Source organism: Nocardioides sp. (genome assembly GCF_041393715.1).
In the GTDB taxonomy this organism is placed as follows: domain Bacteria; phylum Actinomycetota; class Actinomycetes; order Propionibacteriales; family Nocardioidaceae; genus Nocardioides.
Map to the genome: position 1 here is coordinate 230000 of NZ_JAWKJQ010000004.1, position 23567 is coordinate 253566.

Annotated in this window: 20 protein-coding genes and 5 pseudogenes; 4 read left to right on the forward strand and 21 right to left on the reverse strand. The window is 71.7% G+C overall.

The genetic code is table 11. The features are described 5' to 3' along the window. Positions 1-39 precede the first annotated feature (39 nt). The 5 genes and pseudogenes from R2740_RS08265 to R2740_RS08285 all read right to left on the reverse strand — a co-directional run. A pseudogene (locus tag R2740_RS08265) lies at positions 40-351 on the reverse strand (ATP-binding cassette domain-containing protein); the annotation flags it as partial. Next, complete coding sequence (locus tag R2740_RS08270; RefSeq protein ID WP_371302206.1) at positions 278-1612, reverse strand: ABC transporter ATP-binding protein; 1335 nt, start codon at positions 1610-1612, stop codon at positions 278-280. The gene R2740_RS08270 and the pseudogene R2740_RS08265, both read right to left, overlap by 74 nt. A gap of 109 nt (positions 1613-1721) precedes the next feature. Beyond that, positions 1722-2294 (reverse strand): annotated as a pseudogene (locus R2740_RS08275) (LLM class flavin-dependent oxidoreductase); the annotation flags it as partial. 79 nt (positions 2295-2373) lie between these two features. Next, positions 2374-2616, reverse strand: a pseudogene (locus R2740_RS08280) (LLM class flavin-dependent oxidoreductase); the annotation flags it as partial. Between the two features lie 39 nt (positions 2617-2655). Continuing rightward, positions 2656-4252 (reverse strand): annotated as a pseudogene (locus tag R2740_RS08285) (ABC-F family ATP-binding cassette domain-containing protein). A gap of 80 nt (positions 4253-4332) precedes the next feature. Between R2740_RS08285 and R2740_RS08290 the strand changes: the two are divergent. Next, the gene (locus tag R2740_RS08290; RefSeq protein ID WP_371302207.1) at positions 4333-5289 is read left to right on the forward strand and encodes a neutral zinc metallopeptidase; all 957 of its coding nucleotides are present in this window, start codon (positions 4333-4335) and stop codon (positions 5287-5289) included. A 379-nt stretch (positions 5290-5668) separates the two neighbouring features. Here the strand turns inward: R2740_RS08290 and R2740_RS08295 are convergent, their stop codons facing one another. The 12 genes from R2740_RS08295 to R2740_RS08350 all read right to left on the reverse strand — a co-directional run bounded on the left by R2740_RS08295 (position 5669) and on the right by R2740_RS08350 (position 16810). Then, positions 5669-5980: a hypothetical protein gene (locus R2740_RS08295; protein WP_371302208.1), complete on the reverse strand. Its 312-nt coding sequence runs from the start codon at positions 5978-5980 to the stop codon at positions 5669-5671. 94 nt (positions 5981-6074) lie between these two features. Further along, positions 6075-8594, reverse strand: a complete 2520-nt coding sequence (locus tag R2740_RS08300) for a hypothetical protein (protein ID WP_371302209.1) — start codon at positions 8592-8594, stop codon at positions 6075-6077. Next, entirely contained in the window at positions 8591-9478 is an 888-nt protein-coding gene (locus tag R2740_RS08305; protein ID WP_371302210.1) for an ATP-binding cassette domain-containing protein, read from the reverse strand. Before R2740_RS08305 ends, R2740_RS08300 begins: the two co-directional genes overlap by 4 nt. A 25-nt stretch (positions 9479-9503) precedes the next feature. After that, positions 9504-10214 carry a Vms1/Ankzf1 family peptidyl-tRNA hydrolase gene (locus R2740_RS08310; RefSeq protein WP_371302211.1) on the reverse strand — a complete coding sequence of 237 codons (711 nt, stop codon included), beginning with the start codon at positions 10212-10214 and terminating at the stop codon, positions 9504-9506. Then, the gene (locus R2740_RS08315; protein WP_371302212.1) at positions 10118-10486 is read right to left on the reverse strand and encodes a metal-sulfur cluster assembly factor; all 369 of its coding nucleotides are present in this window, start codon (positions 10484-10486) and stop codon (positions 10118-10120) included. The genes R2740_RS08310 and R2740_RS08315 overlap by 97 nt, the downstream gene beginning before the upstream one ends. Next, positions 10483-10941, reverse strand: a complete 459-nt coding sequence (sufU, locus tag R2740_RS08320) for a Fe-S cluster assembly sulfur transfer protein SufU (protein WP_371302213.1) — start codon at positions 10939-10941, stop codon at positions 10483-10485. The genes R2740_RS08315 and sufU overlap by 4 nt, the downstream gene beginning before the upstream one ends. A 14-nt stretch (positions 10942-10955) precedes the next feature. Beyond that, a complete protein-coding gene (locus R2740_RS08325; RefSeq protein WP_371302214.1) occupies positions 10956-12245 on the reverse strand; it encodes a cysteine desulfurase in 1290 nt (429 codons plus the stop codon). A 2-nt stretch (positions 12246-12247) separates the two neighbouring features. Beyond that, entirely contained in the window at positions 12248-13006 is a 759-nt protein-coding gene (gene sufC / locus R2740_RS08330) for a Fe-S cluster assembly ATPase SufC (RefSeq protein ID WP_371302215.1), read from the reverse strand. Between the two features lie 59 nt (positions 13007-13065). Beyond that, a complete protein-coding gene (locus R2740_RS08335) occupies positions 13066-13401 on the reverse strand; it encodes a non-heme iron oxygenase ferredoxin subunit (RefSeq protein WP_371302216.1) in 336 nt (111 codons plus the stop codon). Then, the gene (gene sufD / locus R2740_RS08340; protein WP_371302320.1) at positions 13401-14540 is read right to left on the reverse strand and encodes a Fe-S cluster assembly protein SufD; all 1140 of its coding nucleotides are present in this window, start codon (positions 14538-14540) and stop codon (positions 13401-13403) included. The genes R2740_RS08335 and sufD overlap by 1 nt, the downstream gene beginning before the upstream one ends. Before the next feature lie 141 nt (positions 14541-14681). After that, on the reverse strand, positions 14682-16100 hold the full coding sequence (gene sufB, locus R2740_RS08345; protein ID WP_371302217.1) for a Fe-S cluster assembly protein SufB: 1419 nt from the start codon (positions 16098-16100) through the stop codon (positions 14682-14684). Then, positions 16097-16810 carry a helix-turn-helix transcriptional regulator gene (locus tag R2740_RS08350; RefSeq protein ID WP_371302218.1) on the reverse strand — a complete coding sequence of 238 codons (714 nt, stop codon included), beginning with the start codon at positions 16808-16810 and terminating at the stop codon, positions 16097-16099. Before R2740_RS08350 ends, sufB begins: the two co-directional genes overlap by 4 nt. A gap of 350 nt (positions 16811-17160) precedes the next feature. Between R2740_RS08350 and R2740_RS08355 the strand changes: the two genes are divergently transcribed. The 3 genes and pseudogenes from R2740_RS08355 to R2740_RS08365 all read left to right on the forward strand — a co-directional run. Further along, on the forward strand, positions 17161-18549 hold the full coding sequence (locus R2740_RS08355; RefSeq protein WP_371302219.1) for an HNH endonuclease signature motif containing protein: 1389 nt from the start codon (positions 17161-17163) through the stop codon (positions 18547-18549). A 344-nt stretch (positions 18550-18893) separates the two neighbouring features. Continuing rightward, positions 18894-19247 carry a hypothetical protein gene (locus tag R2740_RS08360; protein ID WP_371302220.1) on the forward strand — a complete coding sequence of 118 codons (354 nt, stop codon included), beginning with the start codon at positions 18894-18896 and terminating at the stop codon, positions 19245-19247. Further along, positions 19244-19888 (forward strand): annotated as a pseudogene (locus R2740_RS08365) (DUF4386 domain-containing protein); the annotation flags it as partial. The gene R2740_RS08360 and the pseudogene R2740_RS08365, both read left to right, overlap by 4 nt. A 15-nt stretch (positions 19889-19903) precedes the next feature. Here R2740_RS08365 and R2740_RS08370 read toward each other — a convergent pair. The 4 genes from R2740_RS08370 to R2740_RS08385 are packed head-to-tail and all read right to left on the reverse strand — an operon-like array spanning position 19904 to position 23539. Then, on the reverse strand, positions 19904-20473 hold the full coding sequence (locus R2740_RS08370) for a protein-L-isoaspartate O-methyltransferase (protein WP_371302221.1): 570 nt from the start codon (positions 20471-20473) through the stop codon (positions 19904-19906). Between the two features lie 20 nt (positions 20474-20493). Then, positions 20494-21303, reverse strand: a complete 810-nt coding sequence (locus R2740_RS08375) for a DUF1295 domain-containing protein (RefSeq protein ID WP_371302222.1) — start codon at positions 21301-21303, stop codon at positions 20494-20496. After that, entirely contained in the window at positions 21297-22640 is a 1344-nt protein-coding gene (locus R2740_RS08380) for a class I SAM-dependent methyltransferase (protein ID WP_371302223.1), read from the reverse strand. Before R2740_RS08380 ends, R2740_RS08375 begins: the two co-directional genes overlap by 7 nt. Next, on the reverse strand, positions 22637-23539 hold the full coding sequence (locus R2740_RS08385; RefSeq protein WP_371302224.1) for a class I SAM-dependent methyltransferase: 903 nt from the start codon (positions 23537-23539) through the stop codon (positions 22637-22639). Before R2740_RS08385 ends, R2740_RS08380 begins: the two co-directional genes overlap by 4 nt. Positions 23540-23567 lie beyond the last annotated feature (28 nt).

The window sequence follows — 23567 nt, forward strand, 5'->3', positions numbered from 1 at the left end:
CACCACCGACGGCGCCTTGAGCAGCAGCCGGGCGATGGCCAGGCGCTGCCGCTCGCCGCCGGAGAGGCGGTAGCCGCGGTCGCCCACGACCGTGTCCAGCCCGTCGGGGAGCGACCGGATGAGGGTCGCGATCTGGCCGGCCTCCAGCGCCGTCCAGATCTCCTCGTCGGAGGCGCCGGGGCGGGCGTAGAGCAGGTTGGCTCGGATGGTGTCGTGGAACAGGTGGGCGTCCTGGGTGACGTAGCCGACGGTGTCCTCCAGCGACTGGAGCGTCACCTCACGCACGTCCTTGCCGCCCACCAGGACGGCGCCCTCGCGGACGTCGTAGAGCCGGGCGACCAGGTGGGTCATCGTGGTCTTGCCCGCCCCTTGAGGGCCCGACCAGCGCCACCATCTGACCGGGCTCGGCGGTGAACGAGATGTCGGTGAGCACGGGACCGGTGTCACGGGAGTCGGTGCGGGCGACGACCTCGAGGGAGGCCAGCGAGATCTCGTCGGCGCGGGGGTAGGCGAAGCCGACGTGGTCGAACTCCAGCCGGGCGCTGTCGGACGACAGCTCGGCAGCCTCCGGACGCTCCTGGATCATCGACGGCAGGTCGAGCACCTCGAAGACCCGCTCGAAGCTCACCAACGCCGTCATCACGTCGATCCGCACGTTGGAGAGGCCCTGCAGCGGGCCGAGCAGCCGCAGCAGCAGCGTGGCCAACGCGAGCAGGGTGCCGACCGTGAGGGCGCCGCTGATCGCGAGGCGCCCGCCGACGCCGTAGACCAGTGCCGTCGCCAACGCCGGCACCGCCATCATGGTGGCCACGAAGAGCCGGGTGATCAGCGAGATCCGCACGCCCAGGTCGCGGACCCGTCCGGCCTTCTCGGCGAACAGGTCGTCCTCCTCCTCACGCCGACCGAACAGCTTGAGGAGCATCGCGCCACCGACGTTGAACCGCTCGGTCATCACGTTGCCCATGTCGGCGTTGCCGTCCATCTGCTCCCGGGTGAGGCCCGCCAGCCGGTTGCTCACCCACCGCGACATCCCGAACGCGACGGGGAAGAGGGCCAGGCAGAGCAACGTGACCTGCCAGCTCAGCGCCAGCATGGTGACCCCGACCACGCCGACGGAGATGGCGTTGGAGACCGTGCTGGACAGCGTCGAGGTGAAGGCGCGCTGGGCGCCGATGACGTCGTTGTTGAGCCGCGAGACCAGCGCTCCGGTCTGGGTGCGGGTGAAGAACGCCAGCGACTGCCGCTGCACGTGCCCGAACACCTGGGTGCGCAGGTCGAAGATCAGCCCCTCGCCGATCCGCGAGGAGAGGTAGCCGGTCACCACCGTCAGGATGGCGCTCAGCACGGCGGTAGCGGCCATCGCCAGGGCCAGCAGCGTGACCAGCCGGGTGTCGCCCTTCAGGATGCCGTCGTCGACGATGCGCTGCACCAACAGAGGCGTGACGACGACCAGACCCGCGTCGACGACCGTCAGGGCCAGGAACACCGAGATCAGCCGCCGGTGCGGCTGCGCGAACCGGATCACCCGCCGCAGGGTGCCTCGGTCGAGCCTGGTCGTCGCGGCGCTGCGGTCGGACCGCAGGTGCCGCCACGCCGGTCCCATCCCGGTCATTCCCGACAAGCCGACTCCTCCCGGACCGCGCGCCGTCCGACGCCCGCCACCCCGCCTGCAACTCCCGCGGTGGCGGGATTGTTCCCGTCCATGGCCCGGCCCCCGCGACTCATCGGTCGAGGTCGACCAGCGCTGCGCCGACCAGCGCGACGGACTCCGCCGTGATCGGGTCCAGCACCAGCTGGAGGTGGCTGGCACCGACGGCGGCCAGGCCCCGGACGTGGTCGACCAGCGAGTCGGGGGTGACCTGCTGGACCTCGGCGTCGTAGGACTCCCCCATCAGCCGCCCCCGGCCGCCGGGAAGCGTCACCAACACGGCCGCGGTCGCCTCCACCCGGCGCCCCTCGGGCATCACGGCGTCGACGCTCGCCTTGGTGGCGGCGAAGCCGTCGACGGAGTTGTCGTAGTCGCTCCACCACACGTTCCAGGAGTCCACGACCGGCAGGCCGATCCGCAGCATCCGAGGTCCCGTCGAGCCCAGCATGATCGGCGGCCCACCCTCCCGGAACGGAGCCGGATCCAGCACGCAGTCGTCCACGTCGTAGAACCTCCCGTGGTACGACGTCCGCCCCTCCCGCAGCAACGGGACGATGATCCCCAGCGCCTCCTCGAAGCGCGACACGCGTCGGTCGTAGGGGAAGCCGAACGCGTCGTACTCGCGACGGTTCCACCCGCTCCCAGCCCGACGACGAGCCTGCCCTGGAGATCGCGTCGACCGTGGCCGCCTGCTTCGCCAGCATCGCGGGCGCGTGGAAGCTCGTCGAGGCCACCAGCGGTCCCAGCTCCACCCGCTCCGTCACGGCCGCGATGGCCGCCAGCGTGGTCCACGCCTCGTAGGGCCCGCGGGTCGCGCCGTCGGGAAGGTCGTAGACCAGGTGGTCGCCCACCCAGATCGAGTCGAAGCCCGCCTCCTCGACCTGACGCGCCAGGTCGAGGTAGTCCGGCCACGGGACGAACCGTTCGACCTGGGGGAGCTGCACGCCGATCCTGCACGGGCGGGTCATGGACCCACCCTAGTGTCGGGGACGGAGGCGCCGGGCGAGCTAGGCCAGCGCCACCAGCTCGGCGTAGTCCTCGGTCCAGAGGTCCTCGACGCCGTCGGGCAGGATCAGCACCCGGTCGGGCTGGAGGGCGTGCACCGCACCCTCGTCGTGGGTGACCAGGACGATCGCGCCGGCATACGCCCGGATCGCGCCGAGCACCTCCTCGCGGGAGGCGGGGTCGAGGTTGTTGGTGGGCTCGTCGAGGAGCAGGACGTTGGCCGACGAGACGACCAGGATGGCCAGGGCGAGCCGGGTCTTCTCCCCGCCGGACAGCACGCCGGCCGGCTTGTCGGCGTCGTCGCCGGAGAACAGGAAGGACCCGAGCACCGAACGCGCCTCGGTGTCGGTGAGCTGCGGGGCGTTGGCGTGCAGGTTCTGCAGGACCGTGCGCGAGGTGTCGAGGGTCTCGTGCTCCTGGGCGTAGTAGCCCAGCTTGAGGCCGTGTCCGGGCGAGACCTCGCCCGTGTCGGGGCGATCGAGGCCGCCGAGGATCCGCAGCAGGGTGGTCTTGCCGGCACCGTTCAGGCCAAGGACCACGACCCGGGACCCACGGTCCACGGCCAGGTCGACGTCGGTGAAGACCTCGAGCGACCCATAGCTCTTGGAGAGCTCCGCGGCCGTCAGCGGGTCTTGCCGCACGGGGCCGGAGCGGGGAACGCGATCCGGGCCACCCGGTCGGCCTGCCGCTCCGCCTCCACGCCCTCGAGCAGCCGCTCGGCGCGCTTCATCATCGACTGCGCGGCCGACGCCTTGGTCGCCTTGGCGCGCATCTTGCCGGCCTGCTCGAGGAGTGCGGAGGCCTTGCGCTCGGCATTGCTGCGCTCCCGCTTGCGGCGTCGCTCGTCGGCCTCGCGCTGGGCGAGGTAGGCCGTCCAGCCCATGTTGTAGACGTCGACCTCGGCCCGGTTGGCGTCGAGGTGGAACACCCGGTTGACGGTCTCGTGGAGCAGCCCGGTGTCGTGGCTGATCACCACCAGCCCGCCCTTGTGGGCCTTGAGGACTCGCGCAGCCAGACGATGGAGTCGGCGTCGAGGTGGTTGGTGGGCTCGTCGAGCAGCAGCGTCTCGGCCCCGGAGAACAGGATCCTGGCCAGCTCGACCCGGCGTCGCTGACCGCCGGACAGGGTGCGCAGCGGCTGGTGCAGCACCCGGTCCTCGATGCCCAGGGAGGCCGCGATCCGGGCCGCCTCGGAGTCCGCGGCGTAGCCGCCACCCGCGTGCAGGTCGGCGTCGGCACGCGCATAGCGGCGCATCGCCCGCTCCCGCACGTCGGGGTCGTCGCTGGCCATCTGCGTCTCCGCCTCGCGGAGCCGGCGTACGACGTCGTCGAGGCCGCGCGCCGACAGGATGCGCTCGCGGGCCAGCTGCTCCGGATCGCCCGAGCGAGGGTCCTGCGGCAGGTAGCCGACGGACCCGCTCGTCTGCACCGTTCCGGCAGCAGGCAGTCCCTCACCAGCGAGGATGCGGGTGAGGGTGGTCTTGCCGGCACCGTTGCGCCCGACCAGGCCGACGCGGTCACCCGCCCCCACCCGGAAGCTGACGTCGCCCATCAGCAGTCGCGCCCCGGCCCGAACCTCCAGGTGTTGGGCGGTGATCATCGCGGCGACTACTCTACCTGCGGGCATGCCGAAGTCCCGCTTCGGGCACGGTGCCTCTAGCCGTTCAGAAAGGCGACGAGATGCGCTTCAACCCGAAGGCCAAGCTCGACACCAGCCGGGTCCACGACTCCGGCCGTGGCGCCGGCGGCGGCATGAGCGGCGGCGGCATGCAGATCCCGATCCCCGGCGGCAACATGGCCGGGGGCGGCGTGGGTGCGGTGATCATCGTGATCCTGTTCCTGGTCATCTCCCAGTGCGGCGGCATCGACCTCAGCGGCGGCGGCGGTCCGAGCGCCAGCGGCTTCCCCGCCGACACCAGCCGAGTGGCGCCGGACGACACCGAGCGCTACGCCGACTGCACCACCGGCGCCGACGCCAACGCCTCCGAGGACTGCAAGCGGATCGCCGTGGAGAACTCGCTCTACGACTTCTGGAGCAACACCATGCCGACGTACGGCGTCCAGTTCGCGGCGGCCACGATGCAGACGTTCAGCGGGTCGACGAACACCGGGTGCGGCCAGGCCACCTCCCAGGTGGGGCCGTTCTACTGTCCGGTCGACCAGACGATCTATCTCGACACGACGTTCTTCCAGCAGGTGCTCCAGGACCAGCTCGGCGGGCCGGACGGCGGCTTCGTGGAGCCGTATGTCATCGGCCACGAGTACGGCCACCACATCCAGAACCTGCTCGGCACGATGAGCCGGGTCAAGACCCAGCAAGGCCCCCGGAGCGACGCGGTCCGGCTCGAGCTGCAGGCCGACTGCTACGCCGGGGTCTGGGCGCAGGCCGCCACCAGCACCCAGGACGCCAACGGCGTGCCGCTGGTCGAGGACCTCACCCGGCAGGACGTCCAGGAGGCCATCGCCGCGGCGCAGGCCGTGGGCGACGACCGGATCCAGGAGAAGACGCAGGGCCAGGTCACCGAGGAGTCGTGGACGCACGGCTCGGCGGCCTCACGCATGAAGTGGTTCGAGACGGGCTACGCCTCCGGTGGCGACCTGCGTGCCTGCGACACCTGGGCGGTCGACACTCCCTGAACCGTCAGCCCCGCGTCAACCCGCCCGGGGCGGTTCAACCGTCCGGACCCTGTTCCACCTGCTGAGAGACGCACGGCCGGGTCCCGTGATAGTGCCGACCTGGAGCACGTTCCAGTGACCATCCGCTGAGAACACCCACGGTTCGCCGTGTCGGACCATCACCCGAAAGCCGGCCCGTCGTCGTGAAGATCTCCTGCACACGGCGGCTGCGGGGAACGCGTGGCCAGTCCTTGAGGTGTCCTCGACCGTCTTGTCGACGCTCCACTCCGAGAACAGCTTGGTGGCGGCGGCGTAGCCCGGAGCCATCGCTCCGCGGTGCCACACCGCCTACCGCCGCATGACCGCCGGCGCGTCACCGGAGCCCGTCACCCAGGCGCGGTCACCGACCACGATGTACTCCACCGTGCCTCCCGGAAGGCTGATCTCCCCGTGGGTGCGCCGACGCTGGCCTGTCGCCCTCCATCTTGATGTACTTCTCGTGGGCACCGGTGCCGGCGGTGAACTCGATGTGAACGCTCTTGGAGGCGGCCAGGGACCGCCGGCCCAAGCGCATCAGCTGAGCGGCGTTCGGCTTCTTCACTGCCTGCGGCACGTCGTCGCTCAGCTTGTCGGCCGGCGAGGTGGCACAGCCGGCCACCAGCAGCGAGCCGGCCAGCAGGCCGGCGAGCGCGAGTCCCCGAATCCTCGACACCGGTCAGTCCCTCCCCGTGAGGTCGCCGCGACGGCCCGCCGCGGCCCCGGCAGGCTAGCCCGTCTGGACCACCCGTCGTGGCGGAACCGGGGAATCAGCCGAGCAGGGCTTCCAGGTGTGGGAACTGGCGCTGCAGCGACAGCAGGTACGGCGCCACGGACGGATGCCGGAACTTGCCCGCCAGCGCCCCCTCGCCCTCGGCCGCGCGCGCCAGCACCCACTCCGCGCGGGAGAGCGCGGTGTAGACGACGGTGACCCGAGCCCCGAGCAGCACCTGGTCGCGGTCGGCCAGACCGACCGGCAGGGCGGCGAGATGGGCGTCCAGCAGCGGGTCGAGCTCCTCCCGGGTCGAGAGCGCGAGGTAGCCGAGGTCGCCGCCGACGGGACCGCGCCCGAGCGAGCCCCAGTCGACCCCCAGCGCGTCGTCGCCGTCGCGGCCCGGGATGTTCTGCACGCGTGGGGTCGCCGTGCAGCGGCACCTCGGGAGCGCGTCGAGCGCGGCAGATGCGACTCGCCGGTGTCGCCACAGGTGGTCGGCCACGTCGGCCACGGTGGTGCGCGCCAGCGTGGGCCAGCCGCCGCGCCGTTCCACGCCCGGAGCCTCTCCCGCAGCTGGCTCCGGGCGAGGCCAGCCCTCCAGCAGCTCGGCGCCCGCGAAGCGGGCAGCGCCAGGCGAGGAACGGCCCGGAGCTGGCCGCGTCGGAGACCGTACGGCGACCGCAGCGTCACGCCGTCGGGGTCCTCGCTCCCTCGACGGGGCCGGCGGCATGCGCAGGCCGGGCGTGGCCTCGACGACACGGCCGAGTGCCACGTCGGCCTCTCGGCGCCAGTAGGCGAAGTGTCCCGGGTCGAGCAGCTCGGTGGGCTCACCCGGCCCGGGTGGCACCAGCCGCTTCACGACCGACCGGCGGCCGCCCTCGGTGGCCAGCCACACGCCGTAGGTCGAGCGGGCCCGCGCCACCGGGCAGCGGCTGCCACCCCGGCTCCGGACTCCACATGGGCGGCCTCCTGAGGTCGGCACGGACCCTAGCCGATGTCGCGCCGCCGATAGGCGAACCACGCGGCGACGCAGACCAGGACCGCCAGCCCGGTCAGGGTCAGCTCGGCGGCCCAGTCGACCGGCTCGCTCGGCACGGGCGCGATGTGCTGGTAGGGCGAGAGGCCGACGACCCAGCCGGGCAGCGAGAGCAGCTCCCCGACCAGCCCGACGGTCACGAACCCCACCAGCAGCGCCCAGCCGACCGGGGCCCATCGACTCCCGAGGCTCAGACAGAACATCGCGGGCGCACCCACCAGCCAGGCCGCCGGCGGCAGGTGCCAGCGCGGCGCCGAGCGACCGGCCCAGCGGTCCGGCGAGCCCGGCCTGGGCGCCGTAGCCGAGCCCGGTCGCGAGGCCCGTCACCAGCAGCAGCCAGGTGGTGCCGACCAGCGCGACCGCGAGCATCGAGGCGAAGGCCATCCCCGCGAGGGTGGCGGTGGCCAGCACCTGCTCGGTGCGGCCGTCGTTCTCGTCCACGCCACCATGAGCGACCACGGCGAGGGCGAAGCCGGTGAGCACCATGGCCACGACCGAGGTGATGCCGGCCAGCATGGCGTCCTCGACCGGCCCGGTGCCGCCGAGCCGCTCGAGCATCTGGCGCCCGCTCGCGGAGTCGAAGATCGAGCCGAGGTTGGGCACCAGCGACCCGAACACCGCTCCGAGCACGGCTGCGCCGATGGTCCACGCCACCAGCGCGTGGGCATGCACCTTCAGGGTGAGCGCCAGCACGTCGCGCAGCCGCGGGCTGCCGGTGGCCGGACCGGGGCGCTCGGCCAACAGCCCTCCGCCGAGATCGCGGTGTCCACGCAGCACCGCAGCCGTCGTGAGCAGCACGGCGGCCAGCGCGGGATAGAGCAGCAGCACCCACGGCCGAGGGTCGGACCAGGCGCGCAGCTGGGTGTTCCAGCCGAGGGGGCTGAGCCAGCTCAGCCACTGCGGGCCCCCGTCGCCGGCCGCGCGGAGCAGGTAGAGGACGCCGATGGCCGCCGTCGCCGCCAGGCCGCAGGTGCGGGCGCTGGCGCTCAGCTGGACGGCGATGGCCGCCAGGCCGACCCCCACGATGCCGCAGCCCCACCAGGACAGCGCGAACAGCAGCGAGCCACCGGCGGGCAGGCCGCCGCCGACGTTGGCCGCGAACGCGAGCACGGCCAGCACCGTCATCACCAGGGTCGCCTCCCGCACCCCGGACACCAGGGGTGCGTGCCGGCCGACCGCGGTGGCCGCCAGGAGCTCCTGGCGGCCGGTCTCCTCCTCGGTGCGCGTGTGCCGCCGGACCAGGACCACGCCGAGCCCCATCACGAACATCGCGTAGAGCACCGTGGTCTTGGTCATCGCCAGCTCGCCGAGACTGGTCACGTCGAGGATCGGTCCGTAGAGCGCGACGGCCGCGGGACTGGCGTTGATCAGCTCCCCGGCGGCGACCCGGTCGGCAAGCGTGGGATAGAGCGAGCCGGTGGCGGCGGCCGAGGCGTAGACCACCACGACCAGCAGGAACAGCCACACCGGCACCAGCACCCGGTCGCGACGCAGCGAGAACCTGGTCATCCCCCAGGCGCCGGTCAGGGTGGCGCTCATGACGTGCCCCGGTAGAGGTCGAGGAACAGCTCCTCCAGCGTGGGCGGCGTACTCGTCAGGGAGCGTACGCCGGCCGCGGCGAGGGCCTCCAGCAGCGGCACCAGGCCCTCGGGCTCGACCAGGCAGGTCACGGAGTCACCGTCGACGACCACGTCGTGCAGCCCGGCCAGCCCGGTCAGCGTGGGTGGCTCACCGGTGACCTCGGCCTGCACCTTGGTGCGTCGCAGGTGGCGCAGCTCGGCGAGGCTGCCACTCTCCACCGTCCTGCCCTCGCGGATGATCGTCACCCGGTCGGCGAGCTGCTCCACCTCGCTGAGGATGTGGCTCGAGAGCAGCACGGTGGTGCCCTCGGCCTTGCGCTCGGCGAGGCACCGGTTGAACACCTGCTCCATCAGCGGGTCCAGCCCCGAGGTCGGCTCATCGAGGATCAGCAGGTCGGTCGGCGCCGCGAAGGCAGCCACCAGTGCGACCTTCTGCCGGTTGCCCTTGGAGTAGGCGCGGCCCTTCTTGGTGGGGTCGAGCTCGAAGCGCTTGAGCAGGTCGGCCCGCACCGCCGGGTCGGGGGTGACCTCGCGCATGCGCAGCAGCAGGTCGATGGTCTCGCCGCCGGTGAGGTTGGGCCACAGGCTCACGTCACCGGGCACGTAGGCCACCCTCCGGTGGATGGCCACGCCGTCCTGCCAGGGATCGAGGCCGAACACGGTCGCCGTGCCGGCCTGGGTGCGCAGCAGCCCGAGCAACGCGCGGATGGTGGTGGACTTGCCGGCGCCGTTGGGGCCGAGGAAGCCATGCACCTCCCCCGCCGCCACCGTGAGGTCGAGGCCGTCGAGCGCTCGGGTCGCCCCGAACGTCTTCACCAGGCCGCGGGTCTCGACAGGGTTCACATCTCGACCCTAGTCCCGGCCGCGCTCAGGCGTTGTGCACCTCCACCACCAACGCCTGCGCGTCGAGGACGGCTTGGTCGAGCACGGCCCGGCGAGGGTCGGGGACCGCCAGCCACGGCCCCACGGGACGGAGCACGGTCAGCCCGCGCTCCCCGAGGACCTGCTCGATCGCGTCGCGGTCGCCTCCCACCACGACCGGGAGCTCGGCCGCCTCGCCGAGCAGCCGGACGGCGTGCTCGGCAGCCGCGTCGAACGCCTGTCGGGCCTGGTTGGCGCGGCGCCGCGCCGAACCGCTGTTGGCTCTGCCCGCCGGCCTTGGTGCGACCCTGCGTGACGCCGGCCGACCTTGTGGACGGTCATCGTCGCGCCGGCCATCCGGGCCACCGCGAAGCCGCCCCTGCGGACCAGGAGAACGCCCCAGTCGGCCGGCGGGTCCGACGGGCGAAACCCTCGGCCGGGCCGGCGTACGACCGCGCGAAGGGCAGGCGGGCGACGAACGTCGAACCGTCGACCGCCGACCCCGAAGCGCACCGCCGGCCACCTCCAGGTGGGTCTCGCCGTGCCGGTCCCGGAAGTTCGCCAGCCAACGCTCCCACCGGGAGGCGGGCACCAGGACCTCGGGCACCCGGGCCGTCCGGGTCAGAGGTTGAAGCCGAGCGCGCGCAGCTGGTCGCGGCCGTCGTCGGTGATCTTGTCGGGCCCCCAGGGCGGCATCAGACCCAGTTGATGACGACATCCTTGACCATCCTCCAACGCGTTGAGGGTCTGGTCCTGGATCACGTCGGTGAGCGGGCAGGCCGCCGAGGTCAGCGTCATGTCGAGCACCACGTGGTGGTCCTCCTCGATGTGGACGCCGTAGAGCAGGCCGAGGTCGACCACGTTGATGCCGAGCTCGGGGTCGACGACGTCCTTCATCGCCTCGGTGACGTCGTCCTCGGTCAGCGTCGAGACACCGGCGCCGATCGCCTCGGTGTCGACCTCGGGCAGGTCGTCGTGAGCGGTGCTCATGCGGGGTCTCCTTCGGTCTCCAGGGCGGCGGCCGTGGCGTCCTTCCAGGCCATCCAGGGCAACAGTGCGCACTTGACCCGAGCCGGGAACTTCGCCACCCCCGCGAAGGCGACGCCGTCCTCGAGGACGTCCTCGTCCGGCTCGACCTGGCCCTTGCCCTGCATCAGGGCCAAGAAGCTCTCGTGCACCTCGACCGCCTCGTCGAGGGACTTCCCGATCACCAGGTCGGTCATCACGCTGGCAGCGGCCTGCGAGATCGAGCAGCCGATGGCGTCGTAGGACACGTCCTCGACGGTCTCCCCGGCCAGGTGGACGCGCAGCGTCACCTCGTCACCGCAGGTCGGGTTGACGTGGTGCACCTGCGCCTCGAAGGGCTCGCGCAGCCCCGCGTGATGGGGATGCTTGTAGTGGTCCAGGATGATCTCCTGGTAGAGAGCGTCGAGCTCGGCGGTCATCTCGGTGGTCGTCCTCAGGTCAGCTTGAAGTAGTCGCGGGTGTAGTGGAGGCCCTCGATCAGCGCGTCGATCTCGGCCGGCGTCGTGTAGAGGTACGACGACATCCGGGTGGAGGCCTGCACGCCGAAGCGGGCATGGGCCGGCTTGGCGCAGTGGTGGCCGGCGCGCACCGCGATGCCGCGGGTGTCGAGCACGGTGGCCACGTCGTGGGGATGGGCGCCGGCGAGCTCGAAGCTGATCGCTCCGCCTCGCGAGGCCGCGTCGAGCGGACCGAGGATCCGGAGCCCCGGCACGGTCGCCAGCCCGTCCAGGGCGTAGCCCGTGATCGCCTGCTCGTGGCGATGGATGTCCTCCATGCCGATGTGGCCGAGGTAGTCGAGGGCGGCTCCGAGCCCGACGGCCTCCACGATCGGAGGGGTGCCGGCCTCGAACTTGTGCGGGATCGGGGCGTACGTCGACCGCTCCATCGTGACGGTCTCGATCATCTCGCCGCCGCCGAGGAAGGGCGGCAGCTGGTCGAGCACGTCGCGGCGGCCCCAGAGGACGCCGATCCCGGTCGGGCCGACGCACTTGTGGCCGGTGAAGACCAGCAGGTCGGCGCCCGACTCGGTGACGTCGACGGGCAGCTGCGGCACCGCCTGCGAGGCGTCGACCACGACCAGGGCGCCCACCTCGTGGGCCCGGCGGGCGATCTCGGCGACCGGGTTGACGGTGCCGAGCATGTTGGAGACCCAGGTGAGCGACACCACCCGGGTGCGCTCGGTGAGCAGCTCGTCGAGCGCGTCGAGGTCGAGCCGGCCGTCGTCGGTCAGCCCGATCCACCGCAGCGTCGCGCCGGTGCGCTCGGTGAGCAGCTGCCACGGCACGATGTTGGAGTGGTGCTCCATCTCGGTGATCAGCACCTCGTCGCCGGGTCCCAACGACCCCACGCGCGCCGACCAGTCGCCGCGCGCCCAGGCCAGCGTGTTGGCGACCAGGTTGAGCGCCTCGGAGGCGTTCTTGGTGAAGATCACCTCGTCACGCGACGGGGCGCCGAAGAAGGCCGCCACCCGGTCGCGCGCGTGCTCGAACGCCTCCGTCGACTCGGCGCCCAGCTGGTGCATGGCCCGCGCGATGTTGGCGTTGTGACGCTCCAGGTGGTCGACCATCGTGTCGATGACGACCTGCGGCTTCTGGGAGGTGTTGGCGCTGTCGAGGTAGACCAGCGGCTGCCCGCCCGCGAGCGTGCGGTGGAGGATCGGGAAGTCCTTGCGGATGACCTCCAGATCGGGGAGCAGCCCGGCGAGGGGCCCAGCGGTCGACATGGTCAGACTGCAGCCTTCGTGTACTTGTCGTAGCCCTCGGCCTCGAGCTGGTCGGCGAGCTCGGGACCGCCCTCCTCGGCGATCCGGCCGGCCACGAACACATGGACGAAGTCGGGCTTGATGTAGCGCAGGATGCGCGTGTAGTGGGTGATCAGCAGCACCGCCTTGTCACCGTCCTCGGCGAACCGGTTGACACCGGCGGACACCACCTTGAGCGCGTCGATGTCGAGGCCGGAGTCGGTCTCGTCGAGCACCGCGACCTTCGGGTCGAGCAGCTCGAGCTGGGCGATCTCGTGGCGCTTCTTCTCGCCACCAGAGAAGCCCTCGTTGACGCTGCGCTGGCTGAAGGTCTGGTCGAGACCGGCCTGCTCCATGGCGGCGTTGACGTCCTTGACCCAGGTGCGCAGCTTGGGCGCCTCGCCGTCGATCGCGGTCTTGGCGGTGCGCAGGAAGTTGGCGACCGAGACGCCCGGCACCTCGACGGGGTACTGCATCGCGAGGAACAGCCCGGCCCGGGCGCGCTCGTCGACGGTCATCGCCAGCACGTCCTGCCCGTCGAGGGTGACGGTGCCGTCGGTGACGGTGTACTTCGGGTGGCCGGCGATGGAGTAGGCCAGCGTCGACTTGCCGGACCCGTTGGGGCCCATGATCGCGTGGGTCTCGCCGTCGCGGATGGTCAGCGTGACGCCCTTGAGGATCTCCTTGGCGCCGTCCTCGGTGTCGACCGAGACGCGCAGGTCCTTGATCTCCAGCGTGCTCATCAGGTGTGTTCTCTCGTCTCTTCTCGGGTGTCTCGATGTCGTGGGGAGGTACGCCGGCCTCAGCCGGGGGTCACCCCGTTGAGGGTGCGGGTCACGTCGACATAGACCTCGCCGTCGCGGACCTCCACCGGGAAGGTCGCCACCGGCTCGGTCGCGGGCAGCACCGTGGGCTTGCCCGTGCGCAGGTCGAAGGTGGAGCCGTGCAGCCAGCACTCGATGGTGCAGTCGGCCACCTCGCCCTCACTGAGCGCGACCGAGGCGTGCGAGCAGAGGTCCTCGACCGCGAAGACCTCGCCGGCCTCGGCGGCCACGGCCAGGTCCTGGTCGTCGACCGTCACGGCGTGCGGCCGACCGTCGACCAGGTCGCTCAGGGAGCAGGCGCGCTCGAAGGCCATCAGACATCACCTCCGCCGACGGTCTTGGCCAGCTCGTCCTCGACGGTCGCGACCAGCTGGTCCTCCAGTGCGGGCACGTCGATCCTGCGGATCAGGTCGTGGAAGAAGCCGTGGATCACCAGCCGGCGAGCCTCGGTCTCGTCGATGCCGCGGGAGCGGAGATAGAACAGCTGCTCGTCGTCGAACCGGCCGGTCGCCGACGCGTGGCCCGCGCCCTCGATCTCGCCCGTCTCGATCTCGAGGTTGGGCACCGAGTCGGCCTGGCAGCCGTCGGTGAGCACCAGGTTGCGGTTCTCCTCGTAGGTCTCGATGCCCTCCGCGACCTTGCGGATCAGCACGTTGCCGATCCACACGGCATGGGCCTTCTCGCCCTGCAGCGCGCCCTTGTAGACCACGTGGCTGCGGGTCTTGGGGGCGGTGTGGTCCACGAAGAGGCGGTGCTCGATGTGCTGGCCCGCGTCGGCGAAGTAGAGGCCGAGGGCCTCCACGGCGCCGCCGGGGCCGGCGTACTCGGCGGTGAAGTCATGACGCACGACGTCGCCGCCGAAGGAGACCGCGACGTGCTTGAGCGTCGCGTCCCGGCCGACCTTGGCGTGCTGGGTGGAGTGGTGGACCGCGTCGTCGGCCCAGTCCTGCAGAGACACCACGGTCAGCGAGGCGCCGTCGCCGACGACGACCTCGACGTTCTCGGCGAACGTCGCGGAGCCCTCGAAGCGGACCACCACGGTGGCGCGGGAGAAGGCCCCGGCGCGGATGACCAGGTGACCGGCGGCCGCTCGCGCCGCCGACAGGCCGCGCAGGGTCACGACGGTCGGCTCGGCGACCTCGGCCTCCTGCGGGATGTCGACGAGGTAGACGGCGGTGGCGGCCTCCCACGCGCGGGCGCTGACCCGGTCGGTGGGCACCAGGCCGGACGAGCCGCGGGCGTCGTGGTCGACGGCCACGGAGCCGGCGGTGACGCCCGGGCCGACCTGCGCGGTGACCTCGAGGTCGGTGCCGTCGAGCGGGGCGTCGGCGTGCAGCCCGCGCAGCCGCTTGAGCGGCGTGAACCGCCAGACCTCCTCGCGGCCGGTCGGCACGGGGTGGTCCGCGACCGCGAACGACCCCTCCGGGTGCAGGTGGGACTCCACGCGCTCCATCTCGAGCGCGGATCGCACCGAATCAGTGACAGTCACTCCTGTGCTCTTTCCATCTCGTCTAGGGGATCTCCACCGCAACCACACGACGCGAGGCTGTGCCTCGCGGAGCCGGGCGGCGTGGGCTCCGGGCGGCTTGCCGCCCTAGCCCACGGCGCCCTCCATTTGAAGCTCGATGAGCCGGTTGAGCTCGAGGGCGTACTCCATCGGGAGCTCCTTGGCGATCGGCTCGACGAAGCCGCGCACGATCATCGCCATCGCCTCGTCCTGCTCCATGCCTCGGGACATGAGGTAGAACAGCTGGTCCTCGCTGACCTTCGACACGCTCGCCTCGTGACCCATGGACACGTCGTCCTCGCGGATGTCGACGTAGGGGTAGGTGTCGGATCGGGAGACCTGGTCGACCAGCAGCGCGTCGCACAGCACGTTGGACTTCGAGCCGTGGGCGCCCTCGTTGACCTGGATCAGCCCGCGGTACGACGTCCGCCCGCCACCGCGGGCCACCGACTTGGACAGGATCGAGCTCGACGTGTGCGGCGCGGCGTGCACCATCTTGGCGCCGGCGTCCTGGTGCTGGCCCTCGCCGGCGAACGCGATCGACAGCGTCTCGCCCTTGGCGTGCTCGCCCATGAGGTAGACCGCGGGGTACTTCATCGTCACCTTGGAGCCGATGTTGCCGTCGACCCACTCCATGGTGGCGCCGGCCTCGCAGACCGCGCGCTTGGTGACGAGGTTGTAGACGTTGTTGGACCAGTTCTGGATGGTGGTGTAGCGGCAGCGACCACCCTTCTTCACGATGATCTCCACCACCGCGGAGTGCAGCGAGTCGGAGGAGTAGATCGGGGCCGTGCAGCCCTCGACGTAGTGCACGTAGGCACCCTCGTCGACGATGATCAGCGTCCGCTCGAACTGGCCCATGTTCTCGGTGTTGATCCGGAAGTAGGCCTGCAGCGGGATGTCGACGTGCACGCCCGGGGGCACGTAGATGAACGAGCCGCCCGACCAGACGCTGGTGTTGAGCGCGGCGAACTTGTTGTCGCCGACCGGGATCACGGTGTTGAAGTACTCCTTGAAGAGCTCCTCGTGCTCGCGCAGCCCGGTGTCGGTGTCGAGGAAGATGACGCCCTGCTCCTCGAGGTCCTCGCGGATCGAGTGGTAGACGACCTCCGACTCGTACTGTGCGGCCACGCCGGCCACCAGCCGCTGCTTCTCGGCCTCGGGGATGCCCAGCTTGTCGTAGGTGTTCTTGATGTCCTCGGGGAGGTCCTCCCAGGTCTGCGCCTGCTTCTCGCTGGACCGGACAAAGTACTTGATGTTGTCGAAGTCGATGCCGCCGAGCTCGGCACCCCAGGTGGGCATCGGCTTCTTGTCGAAGAGCTTGAGGCCCTTCAGGCGCAGGTCGAGCATCCACTGCGGCTCGTTCTTCTTGCCGGAGATGTCACGGACCACGGCCTCGTTGAGGCCGCGCTGCGCGCTCGCGCCGGCGACGTCGGTGTCGTGCCAGCCGAACTCGTAGCGGCCGATCCCCTCGAGTCCCGGGTTGAGCTCTTCGATGGAGGTCATGCGGACGTCCCCTTCCGGTGGTCGTCGGTGTGGTGAGCGCTGGGGATGCAGGTGGTGCAGACGCCGTCGCCATGGGCGATGGTCGCCAGTCGAGCGACGTGGGTGCCGAGGGCCCGGCTGATCGCCTCGGTCTCGGCCTCGCACAGCTCGGGGAACTCGTGGGCCACGTGGGAGACCGGGCAGTGCTGCTGGCACAGCTGGTCGCCGATCACCGGCAGCCCGCGGGCGCTCGCGGCATAGCCCTCGTCGGTGAAGACCCGGGCCAGCGCCTCGGCCGGGCTCAGGTCGGGGTGGGTCTCGGCGACCCGGGCGTAGTCGCGCTCGATGAACGCCACCCGGCGCCGGGCGAACTCGACGACCGCGTCGTGGCCGGCGGTCTCCGCCAGGAAGCGGAGGGCCTGCGCCGCGAGGTCGTCGTACTGCTGGTCGAAGCGGTCGCGACCGGCCTCGGTCAGCGCGAAGACCCGAGCCGGTCGGCCCCTCCCCCGGCTGGCCTGCGCCTTCGGCTGCTGCGCCTCGACGGTGCCCTCGGCGGCCAGGTGGTCGAGGTGTCGGCGTACGGCGGCCGCGGTCAGGCCCAGCCGCTCGGCCAGGTCGGCCGCCGAGCTGGGACCGTTCTCGAGGATCGAGCGGGCCACCCGCTCGCGGGTCGGCGCGTCCTCCGGGTGAGGTGCCTGGGCACCCTGAGGGGTCGCGACGCCGAATTCCACAACACCAGTGTGACGTTATTGCCTGGAGCGATTCAAGTAAGGGTCGCCTAAGTGGGCGGTGGTGGCGGCAGGAGGTCGCCCAGCGCGATCGTGTGGTCACTGGCGTGCGGCGGCTGCCGGGTCTGCTGGGCTTGCGGTTCTTGGCGGTGACGAGCGGGAGCGCCGCTGGGGTTGCGGCGGGTTCGGCGGCTTCCGGGTCTGCTCCGGGGCCCCGGGCGAGGCGTGGATCCGGCGGTGGATCCCGGGGTTTGGATCGGGTCGAAAGTTTCTTTGGATATCGTCTCAACCAGTGGGACGGACGGGGGTCTGAGCAGGCGTGATTGTCGGTGGCGCCTGGTTGGGTTGTTGTCATGAGCCAGTCAGCCGATCACCGCGCGGGGGTCCCGACACCGGGGTCGCCGGATGCGGTGTTGTCGGCTGCCCGCAACCACCAGCGGGCGGTGGTGTGGGGTGAGGCCGGGCTGCTGGCCTCGGCGGTGGAGTGGGCCTCGATGCATGAGCCCACCGATCTGGGTGAGGCGGCGTCGTGGTGGGAGGCCGGCCAGGTGCTGCCGCTGGCCGGGGCGGGTGCCCCGGAGATCGCGGAGTTCGCGGTGGCGGAGTTCGCCACCGCCCTGGGGCTGTCCACCGATGCCGGGCGGCGGTTGATCGGGCATGCCCTCGAGCTCGCGCACCGTCTGCCGGGGTTGTGGGGGCTGGTGCAGGAGGGCCGGGTGCCGGTGTGGCGGGCCCGCCGGGTCGCCGAGGCCACGATGACGCTGTCCCGGGCGGGGGCGGGGTTCGTGGACCGTCAGGTCGCCGCCGTGGTCGGTCGGGTGTCGGTCTCCCAGCTGGACGCGCTGGTCCTGGAAGCGAAGATCCGTTGTGAGGGGGTGGAGCGGGAGGACCCGGAGAACCCCCACCCCGACGTGCCCGACACCCGCCACGTGCAGGTGCACACCGATCAGGTGTCCTTCACCGGCACCGTCGCCGTCACCGGTGAGCTGGACCTGGCCGACGCCCTCCACTTGGACCAGGCGCTGGCGGCGGGGGCGGAGCAGCTGAGGCTCGCCGGGTCGACCGAGTCGCTGGATGCCCGGCGGGCGACCGCGTTGGGTGAGATGTCCCGGACCCAGCTCGCCCTCTCCTACGACAGTGATCCCGAGGGTCCGACCGCTGGCCCGCAGCGGCCGGTGACGTTGTTCCTGCACCTCTCCGAGCAGGCGCTCACCGGCGAGGCCGGTGGCCGGGTGGGGCGGTGTGAGAACACCCGCACCCCGATCGACGCCGACACGATCCGGGCGTGGTGTGGCCACCCCGACGCGACGGTGACCGTCAAGCCGGTCCTGGACCTGGCCGGGCATGTCCGGGTCGATCAGTACGAGGTCCCCGACCGGCTCAAGACCCTGGTCGACCACCGCGACGGCCACTGCGTGTTCCCGTGGTGCACCAGACCAGCCCGGGGCTGCGACCACGACCACGTGGTCCCGTTCGACGAGGCCGACCCCGACCGGGGGCCGACCTGCTCGTGCAACATCGCCCCGCTCTGCCGGAGCCATCACCGGTTGAAGACCCACACCCCGTGGCGCTACGCCGTGATCGAACCCGGGACGTATCTCTGGTCGACCCCACACGGCTACCGCGTGCTCGTCGACGCCGCCGGCACCCGCGACGTCAGTCCCGAGGGTCTGCCCATGACGGCCAGTTGCCTCCACCTTGTTGACGACGACAACAGCGACGGGGTCCCACCCGACCAGTAGCCACCCCGCCCCGACACCCCGCCGCACTCGGGCACCGGCGGGGACATCGGCGCGCCACTGGGCCGAAGGGGACGTCACGGTTGCCGAGGAGGTGTGAGGATGCAGTCAAACCATGGCCCCCCCACCGCGTGCGCGCGACGATGGGAGCGGGCCGGCGTCGGATCCGGTCCCCGGAGCGCGAGATGAATGTCGTCGAGACCTCGTCCCAGGGTCCCCGTGGCGGGAAGTCCGCGAGCGCGACCCGGGCTGGCTGGTGGCGACCGGCTGTGACGGGGGCGGCCGCGTTCTGGTGTGCCAACCTCGCGATTTCGCTGACGCCAGTGGCAGCGGCGTACCGGTCCGCGATGTCCATCGGCTACCTCCCGATGCTCGTGGAGGCAGCCGCGGGCGGGCTGCTCGTCGCGACCGGCGTGAGCGCCGTGGCGATGCGGTTATCGGGCCGCCCTCGGGGACTGAGTCCCATGCATCGGGCGCTGATGTTGAGCGGGATCGCCCTCGTTCTGGTCACCCTGGTGGTCGAGGTCCCGTCGAAGCTGGGCTCGGGCGTGGCGGACCCCACTCACTGGTTGTTGGTGGCGACGGTGTTCAACGTGATCCGACTCTGGGCCCTCGGTGTGGCGATCGGTCTTGTCCTCGGTCGGGATGGGCCGCGGTCACGCCCTGAGGTTCAGCGGAGAGCGGAGGGCGAGCTGCCATGAGCACGGTGGTGACGTGGCCCAGGACCGAGGTCGCACGATGGGCTGGAGGGCTCTATCTGGCATACGTCGTGGCCAACGTCCTCGCCAGCCGGGTGGGACGGATCGGCCTCAGCGACGATGCCGCGCTGCTGGCGGCCGTCACAGACCACGAGTTGGCGTTCCGGCTGGGCCTGGTGGCCGCGACCGGGTCGGCGCTGTTGTTCGTGCTCACGGCATGGAGCGTTTATGTCCTGCTGCGAGGAGTGAACGAGCAGCTCGCCCTGCTCCTGCTCGTTCTCAATGCGGTAGGGGTGGCGGTGCAGTGTGCCAGCTACCTCCCTCTCCTCGCGTTGCTCGGCCGTGGTGGCGCCCACGGGTTGGGCGAGGCTCAGCTCGACGGGGTGGCGATGGACCTGATCGCCACCCATCACGCCGGATTCGTGACCGCCCAGGTCTTCTTCTCCGCGTGGCTGTTTCCGTTGGGATGGCTGGTCCTGCGCTCGGGGTTCCTGCCCCGCGCCCTGGGCTGGCTCCTCCTCCTGGATGGCCTGGCGGTCCTGTTCTGGTTCCTCCAAGCCTTTCTGCTGCCGGAGCATCCGAAGCTGAGCTACCCCTCATGGGCCATCGGCTTCATCGCCGAGGTCGGCTTCGCGCTCTGGCTCGTCGTCAGGGGCACCTCACAGCAGCGGCACGAACCGGTAGCGCCCGTGTCGGGTGACCCGCTCGGCGGAGCCGGTCCGCTCCACCAGCACCATCTCGCCGGCGACGGGGATCACCAGCCGGCCCGGCGACTCCTGATCGGCGACGAGCTGCTCCACGAGTGAGCGGGGCAGGACGGTGGCCTCGGCGGAGACCAGGATCCGGTCGTACGGCGCCTCCTCGGGCCAGCCGAACGTGCCGTCCAGCGCCTGCTCGATGCGCGTCCAGGGCTGGTCGGTGGACACCAGGTTGGCGGCGCCGAAGGCCACCAGCTCCGGCACCCGCTCGACTCCGATGACCGTGCCGGTCGGGCCCACCAGCCGACCCAGCAGCGCGGTGGTCCAGCCCGAGCCGGAGCCGACGTCGAGCACCCGCTGTCCCGGCCGCACGTCCAGCAGCCGGAGCATGTCGGCGACCGTGCGCGGCTGGGAGTTGGTCTGGCCGTGGCCGATCGGGAGCGGGCCGTCGTAGGCCGCCTGTCCGCGCTCGGCGTCGGGCAGGAAATGCTCGCGGGCCAGGGCGGTGAGGGCCTCGGCCACGGCGTCCATGAGCGGCAGGGTACGCCGGTTCAGGAGCGCGGCGGACGCGGGAAGAACAGCGGCACCCGGGCGGCGTACTCCTCCCAGCCCGGGCGCTGCGACATGGTCCGCTCCAGCAGCCTGGCGCCGGTGACGTTGCGCAGCACGTGGGTCATCACGACCGGCGCGGCCAGCGTCAGCAGCCCGGGCAGCCAGCCCGACGCGAGCCCGGCGAGCAGCCAGATGCCCCACCAGACGCAGGCGTCGCCGAAATAGTTGGGGTGCCGGGTCCAGCCCCACAGCCCGGTCTCGAGCACCCGGGGACGGGAGTCCCGTGGCTGCGCGCGGTAGGCCGCCAGCTGCGCGTCGCCCACCGCCTCGAACGTCAGCCCGCCGGCCCAGACGAGCAGGCCCGCCCAGACCGCCCAGCCCAGCCGCACCTCGGCCACGGCCGAGACCTGCAGCGGCAGGGAGACCAGCCAGATGGCCAGGGCCTGCGGCACGAACGCCTTGCGCACCGCGCGCCCGGTCCAGCCCGGATCGTCGACGCCGACCCCGAGGATCTCCGCGTAGCGCGGGTCCTCGCCGTGGCCGCGGGAGCGTCGCGCGATGTGCCACGCCAACCGCCCGCCCCACACCGAGACGACGATGACCACGATCAGGTCTCGCCAGCCCTGCCCGGCCTCGAGCGCCATGCCGACCGCGGCCGAGACGACCGCGACGAGCACGAAGCCCAACCCCCAGGTGACGTCGATGACGGAGACCCGCCCGAGCCGCCGGGCCACCAGTGCCGTCGCCGCCATCGCGACCGCCACCGCGGCCAACGAGACCGACGAGACGACCAGCCAGTCGGTCACCATCCGCGCTCCGCCAGCAACGAGTGGGCCGCGCCGGGGCGCACGCACAGCAGCTGGTCGACACCCATCCGCCCGTCGGCGAAGGTCATCCGACCGCCGACGAGATAGAGCCGCCAGACCCGGACCATCTCCTCCCCGACCAGCGCCCGCAGCGCGTCGAGGTTGGCCTCGAACCGCTCGATCCAGGCGTCGACGGTGCGCACGTAGTGCTCGCGCAGCGCGTGCACGTCGCGCACCTCCAGACCCCCGTCCTCGAGGTGCGCGGCGGTCTCGCCCACCGGCCGCATGTGCATGTCGGGTGCGATGAACGACTCGATGAACGGGCCGCCGCCGGGGTGCCGGCCGCCGCGCCGCCCGGGCCGCGACATCTGCTGCACGAGCACCCGGCCGCCCGGCCGCACCGCGTCGCGCAGCGACCTGGCGTAGGTGGGGTAGTTGCCCTCACCGACGTGCTCGCCCATCTCGATCGAGGCGACGGCGTCGTAGTGGTCGCGCTCGGGCACGGCCCGGTAGTCCTGCAGCCGGATCTCGACCAGGTCGGCGAGGCCGCGCTCGGCGACCCGGCGGTCGATGAAGCGCTTCTGCTCCGCCGCGATGGTCACCCCCGTCACCCGGACGCCGTACTCCGCGGCGGCGAACAGCGACAGCGAGCCCCAGCCGCAGCCGACGTCGAGCATCCGCATCCCCGGCTCCAGCCCGAGCTTGCGGCAGACCAGGTCGAGCTTGTCGCGCTGCGCGTCCGCCAACGTGTACGACGGCCCGTCGCCGGTCCAGTAGCCACAGGAGTAGGCCATGGAGTCGTCGAGCAGCAGCGCGTAGAACTCGTTGGACAGGTCGTAGTGGTGGGCGATGGCCTCGCGGTCGCGACCCAGCGAGTGCAGGCGTCCGCCCAGCCGCGCCTGCGTGCGCGGGGCAGCGGGTGGGCGGCCGAGCACCCCGGTGCCGGACAGCAGCCGGGCCGAGCGCAGCAGCGCGGCGGCGGTGCCGGGGGTCGGTCGCGGCGACGAGAGGCTCCGCTCGTCGGCGACCCGCCAGGCGGTCTCCAGGGCGTCGCGCAGCCCGGCACAGTCACCGGGGACCACGTCGAGCTCGCCGGTGACGTAGGCCTGCGCGGCGCCGAGCTCGCCCGGGTGCCGCAGCAGCCGGCGGAGCGCGTCCGGGGAGCGCACCTCCACCCGGGGGCCGTCGGCGGGGCCGGTCGTCGACCCGTCCCAGGCGAGCAGCCGCACCGGCAGCTCGCCGCCGAGCCAGGGGTGCAGCGCCTCGGCCAGGAGGGCGGCGATCCCGGTCGTCGTCGCCGCCGGCGCCGCGGCCACGGGTCCGGGCTGGGTCGTGGTCATCGCGCCTCCGTGGTGAGCACCAGCTGTTGCACGTCGAGGTAGCCCGAGGCGAAGCCGGCCCGGCAGTAGGTCAGGTAGAAGTGCCACATCCGCCGGAAGGTCTCGTCGAAGCCGAGCGCCGCCGTGTCGGCGTCCACGAACGCCTCGTCCCAGCGCTGCAGCGTCTCGGCATAGTGCAGCCCGAACGACAGCCGGTCGGTCGGCGTGAGGCCGGCCTCGCGGGCCAGCGCCTCGACCAGCTCCGCGGACGGGAGGAAGCCGCCCGGGAAGATGTACTTGTGGATCCAGGTGTAGGTCCCCAGCGTCGCGAGCATCCGGTCGTGGGGCATCAGGATCGCCTGGATGCCGGCCCGGCCGCCCGGCGCGAGCCGTCGCCGGAGGGTCCGGAAGTACTCCGACAGGTACTCATGGCCGACCGCCTCGATCATCTCCACGGAGCAGACGGCGTCGTACTCGCCCTCGACCAGGCGATAGTCGACCAGCTCCACCTCGACCCGGTCGGCCAGCCCGGCGGCGGCGATCCGCGCCCGTGCCAGGGTCTGCTGCTCGCGGGAGAGGGTGACGCTGTGCACGCGGGCACCACGGACGGCGGCCCGCAGGGCCAGCTCGCCCCACCCGGTGCCGATCTCCAGCAGCCGGGTGCCCGGGCCCACGCCGGTGACGTCGAGCAGCCGGTCGATCTTGCGCCGCTGCGCGTCGGCGAGGTCCTCGGGCCGCTGGTGGTCGGGGGCGGCGGCGACCTGGGCGAGGCTCGGCCCGCTCACCGAGGTGTCGAACAACGCCGAGGAGTAGGTCATCGTCTCGTCCAGGAACGTTGCGAACAGCTCGTTGGACAGGTCGTAGTGGTGGGCGATGTTGGCCCGGGAGTTGTCGACCGAGTTGCGGTGGTGGTGCGGCATCCGGTCGGTGTACCAACCGCGCAGCCGT

Excerpts from the sequence above, each read along its gene's own strand:
- R2740_RS08270 (WP_371302206.1), bottom strand. The coding sequence starts at position 1,612 with ATGACCGGGATGGGACCGGCGTGGCGGCACCTGCGGTCCGACCGCAGC.
- R2740_RS08290 (WP_371302207.1), top strand. The coding sequence starts at position 4,333 with ATGCGCTTCAACCCGAAGGCCAAGCTCGACACCAGCCGGGTCCACGAC.
- R2740_RS08300 (WP_371302209.1), bottom strand. The coding sequence starts at position 8,594 with ATGAGCGCCACCCTGACCGGCGCCTGGGGGATGACCAGGTTCTCGCTG.
- R2740_RS08310 (WP_371302211.1), bottom strand. The coding sequence starts at position 10,214 with ATGTCGTCATCAACTGGGTCTGATGCCGCCCTGGGGGCCCGACAAGAT.
- R2740_RS08315 (WP_371302212.1), bottom strand. The coding sequence starts at position 10,486 with ATGAGCACCGCTCACGACGACCTGCCCGAGGTCGACACCGAGGCGATC.
- sufU (WP_371302213.1), bottom strand. The coding sequence starts at position 10,941 with ATGACCGCCGAGCTCGACGCTCTCTACCAGGAGATCATCCTGGACCAC.
- R2740_RS08325 (WP_371302214.1), bottom strand. The coding sequence starts at position 12,245 with ATGTCGACCGCTGGGCCCCTCGCCGGGCTGCTCCCCGATCTGGAGGTC.
- sufC (WP_371302215.1), bottom strand. The coding sequence starts at position 13,006 with ATGAGCACGCTGGAGATCAAGGACCTGCGCGTCTCGGTCGACACCGAG.
- R2740_RS08335 (WP_371302216.1), bottom strand. The coding sequence starts at position 13,401 with ATGGCCTTCGAGCGCGCCTGCTCCCTGAGCGACCTGGTCGACGGTCGG.
- sufD (WP_371302320.1), bottom strand. The coding sequence starts at position 14,540 with ATGGAGCGCGTGGAGTCCCACCTGCACCCGGAGGGGTCGTTCGCGGTC.
- sufB (WP_371302217.1), bottom strand. The coding sequence starts at position 16,100 with ATGACCTCCATCGAAGAGCTCAACCCGGGACTCGAGGGGATCGGCCGC.
- R2740_RS08355 (WP_371302219.1), top strand. The coding sequence starts at position 17,161 with ATGAGCCAGTCAGCCGATCACCGCGCGGGGGTCCCGACACCGGGGTCG.
- R2740_RS08360 (WP_371302220.1), top strand. The coding sequence starts at position 18,894 with ATGTCCATCGGCTACCTCCCGATGCTCGTGGAGGCAGCCGCGGGCGGG.
- R2740_RS08370 (WP_371302221.1), bottom strand. The coding sequence starts at position 20,473 with ATGGACGCCGTGGCCGAGGCCCTCACCGCCCTGGCCCGCGAGCATTTC.
- R2740_RS08375 (WP_371302222.1), bottom strand. The coding sequence starts at position 21,303 with ATGGTGACCGACTGGCTGGTCGTCTCGTCGGTCTCGTTGGCCGCGGTG.
- R2740_RS08380 (WP_371302223.1), bottom strand. The coding sequence starts at position 22,640 with ATGACCACGACCCAGCCCGGACCCGTGGCCGCGGCGCCGGCGGCGACG.
- R2740_RS08385 (WP_371302224.1), bottom strand. The coding sequence starts at position 23,539 with ATGCCGCACCACCACCGCAACTCGGTCGACAACTCCCGGGCCAACATC.